3 protein-coding genes are annotated in these 2,812 nt (G+C 66.2%); 2 read left to right on the top strand and 1 reads right to left on the bottom strand.

The window, feature by feature from the left end; all coding sequences use genetic code 11:
- A partial coding sequence (sucC, locus tag ABF821_RS20615) for an ADP-forming succinate--CoA ligase subunit beta (protein ID WP_415531423.1) occupies positions 1–909 on the bottom strand: 909 nt, incomplete at its 3' end.
- A 213-nt stretch (positions 910–1,122) separates the two neighbouring features.
- Between sucC and ABF821_RS20610 the strand changes: the two genes are divergently transcribed.
- Both ABF821_RS20610 and ABF821_RS20605 read left to right on the top strand, forming a co-directional pair.
- Positions 1,123–1,947 (top strand): ferritin-like domain-containing protein, encoded by an 825-nt coding sequence (locus tag ABF821_RS20610; RefSeq protein WP_183009191.1) that lies wholly within the window; start codon positions 1,123–1,125, stop codon positions 1,945–1,947.
- Positions 1,948–1,974: 27 nt separating this feature from the next.
- The gene (locus ABF821_RS20605) at positions 1,975–2,595 is read left to right on the top strand and encodes a Dabb family protein (RefSeq protein ID WP_375288991.1); all 621 of its coding nucleotides are present in this window, start codon (positions 1,975–1,977) and stop codon (positions 2,593–2,595) included.
- The last annotated feature ends 217 nt before the right edge of the window (positions 2,596–2,812 follow it).

The following is a 2,812-nucleotide window of genomic DNA, read 5'->3' as shown; positions in this document are numbered from 1 at the left end:
CGAGGCGCCGCCGCCGACATCGAGGAAGTTGGCCGGTTCCTCGCCTTCCATCTTGATGATGTCCATGGTCGCCATGGCCAGGCCGGCGCCGTTGACCATGCAGCCGATCGTGCCGTCCAGCCCGACATAGGCCAGGCCGTGGCGGGCGGCTTCGCGCTCACGGGGGTCTTCCTCGTTCTCGTCGCGCAGTTCTTCCAGTTCCGGATGGCGGAACAGGGCGTTGTCGTCGAAGCTCATCTTGGCGTCGAGCGCCACCAGGTCGCCCGAGCCGGTGACGACCAGCGGGTTGATCTCGACGATCGCGGCGTCGAGCGACACGAACGCCTCGTAGGCCGCGCGCAGCACGGTGGTGAAGGCGCGGATCGACCGGCCGTGGAGGTCCAGCCGCGCCGCGAGAGTGCGGGCCTGGTAGTCGGACAGGCCGATGGCGGGGTCGATCGCCTCTTTCAGGATGCGCTCCGGCGTGGCGGCGGCGACGTCTTCGATCGCCATGCCGCCGTCCTGGGAGGCGACGATGACGATGCGGCCGGTGGCGCGATCGACCAGCAGGGAGAGATAGAGTTCGCGCGCGATCTCGCAGCCGGCTTCGATATACAGGCGGCGGACGATGCGGCCGGCCGGGCCGGTCTGGCGGGTGATCAGCGTGCTGTCCAGCATCGCGACGGCGGCCTGCTGCGCGTCGTCGGGCGTGCGGGCCAGGCGGACGCCGCCCTTGCCGCCCGGATCGTCGGCGAAATGGCCGGCGCCGCGACCGCCGGCATGAATCTGTGCCTTGACGACGACGATCGGGCCGCCGATCGTGCGGGCGGCCACCAGGGCTTCGTCGGGTGAACGGACGACCCGCCCGTCCAGCACGGGCATGCCGAATCCCTTCAACAGGGCTTTCGCCTGATATTCGTGTATGTTCATACGGTTATGATCCGCGTTTGTTGTCGTTGCGTCTCGGGAAGCCCGGACGGTGCACCGGCCGCGTATGCGCCAGCGATCGTCTGCATGGCATAATCGGCCGGTTTATGCCATCTCGGATGCTGAAAAGGACTTGTTCAGGCTTCGTATATGCCCTTCCGCATGGAAGGACGGGAAAGAGGGAAGCGGGGCGGATGGCATGAAAGACGGAGTACGATGAAACACTGGCGCCTTGAGCAGATGGATTGGGACTGTTTCGATCCGGCGCGCGTCGACCCCGATATCGTCCAACTGGTCAAGGCGGCGTCGGTCGTCGAGCGGAACGGCGTGGATTATGCGCATTATCTGAACAATGTGTTCTTCGACGATCCGGCCTTTCGCGCGGCGGCGGACAATTGGGCGATCGAGGAAGTGCAGCATGGCGACGCGCTGGGGCGGTGGGCGATGCTGGCGGACCCGTCATGGGACTATCCGCTGGCGTTCGAACGGTATCGCGCGTCGTACAAGCTGGAACTGGAGGTCGATCGGTCCATTCGCGGATCGCGCACCGGCGAGCTGATTGCCCGCTGCATGGTCGAGACGGGGACCTCATCCTTTTATACCGCCCTGGCCGATGCCACGGACGAGCCGCTGCTGAAGGCGATCTGTCGGCAGATCGCGGCGGACGAATACAGGCATTTCAAGCTGTTCTACGACCACATGAACCGATACCTGAAACGCGAGAAGCTGGGTGTGTGGCAGCGCATGCGCATTGCGCTGGGTCGGGTGACGGAAAGCGAGGATGACGAACTTGCCTCGGCCTATCATACGACCAACGATCCGGTTGGCCTGCCGTATGACCATGGCCGCTGCATTGCGGCTTATATGGCGCGGGCGATGCGCTATTATCAGCCCCGGCACACTGTGCGCGTGACCGGGATGATCCTGAAGACGATCGGGATCGCGCCGCATGGCTGGGTGCATGAACTGGTCGCGCGGGGCATGTATCATCTGATTCGCATACGCCAGAAGAAATTCGCGCGTCAGGCGGCGTTGGCCTGACGGGGCGGGAACCAGGAGGGAGTGACGATGTTGGTGCGCAAAATGATCGCGGCCGCGAGCCTCGGCCTGACCGTGGCGGCGCTGTCGCCGACGGCGGCCGCGCTGGCCGATCCGTATTCCCTGCCGATCGCGACATCGCCCGCGACGCCGCCGCCGCCCGATGCCGCCGCCGTCGCGGTGCAGCAGGATCTGGCCCAGGTCGGGGTTGCCGCCTTTACCGCGCCCGGATTTCGCCCGGCCCTGATCCGGCATGTGGTGCTGTTCCGCTTCCTCAAGAGTGTGACGCCGTTCCAGAAGGCGGAGGTGGCCCGGCGCTTTCTGGAACTGGCGGTCGATTCCCGTCGTCCGGATGGCCGTCCGGTGGTCGAGTCGATCGAGACCGGCTTTCAGAACAGCGGCGAGGGCACGGACGAGGGGTACCAGATGGGCTTTCTGGTGAGTTTTCGCTCGGAAGGGGACCGGAATTATTATGTCGGCCGGCCGGTCGTGACCCAGCCGGGCTTCTTCGATCCCGCGCATGATGCGTTCAAGGCGTTCGCGGCACCGTATTTGGCCGGCGTCCTGTGTTTCGACTATCGCGTGGCCGCGCTGGCGCGTCCGCCGGAGCCTGTGAAAGCGACCGCGGCACGGGCTGGGCACCGCAAATAAACCGTTCTACCGTAACCCGTTTGTAACAGAATTCGAGGCAACGGGATGTCGGATTTCAGACGGTATGGCCGGCGTGGCTGGCTGTGCGGCGCGGCCCTGCTGGCGGCCGTGAGCTGGGGCGGTGGGGCGGTGGGGGCCGAGCAGGCCCCCCCCCCCCCCGCGCCCCCAGGGCTCCCAGGCCCCGGGTAAGGCGCCAGGGGCGGCGGTTTGGCCCGGG

The organism is Gluconacetobacter sp. (assembly GCF_047721585.1).
Classification (GTDB): Bacteria; Pseudomonadota; Alphaproteobacteria; order Acetobacterales; family Acetobacteraceae; genus Gluconacetobacter; species Gluconacetobacter dulcium.
This window is presented reverse-complemented; position numbering and strand designations above follow the sequence as displayed.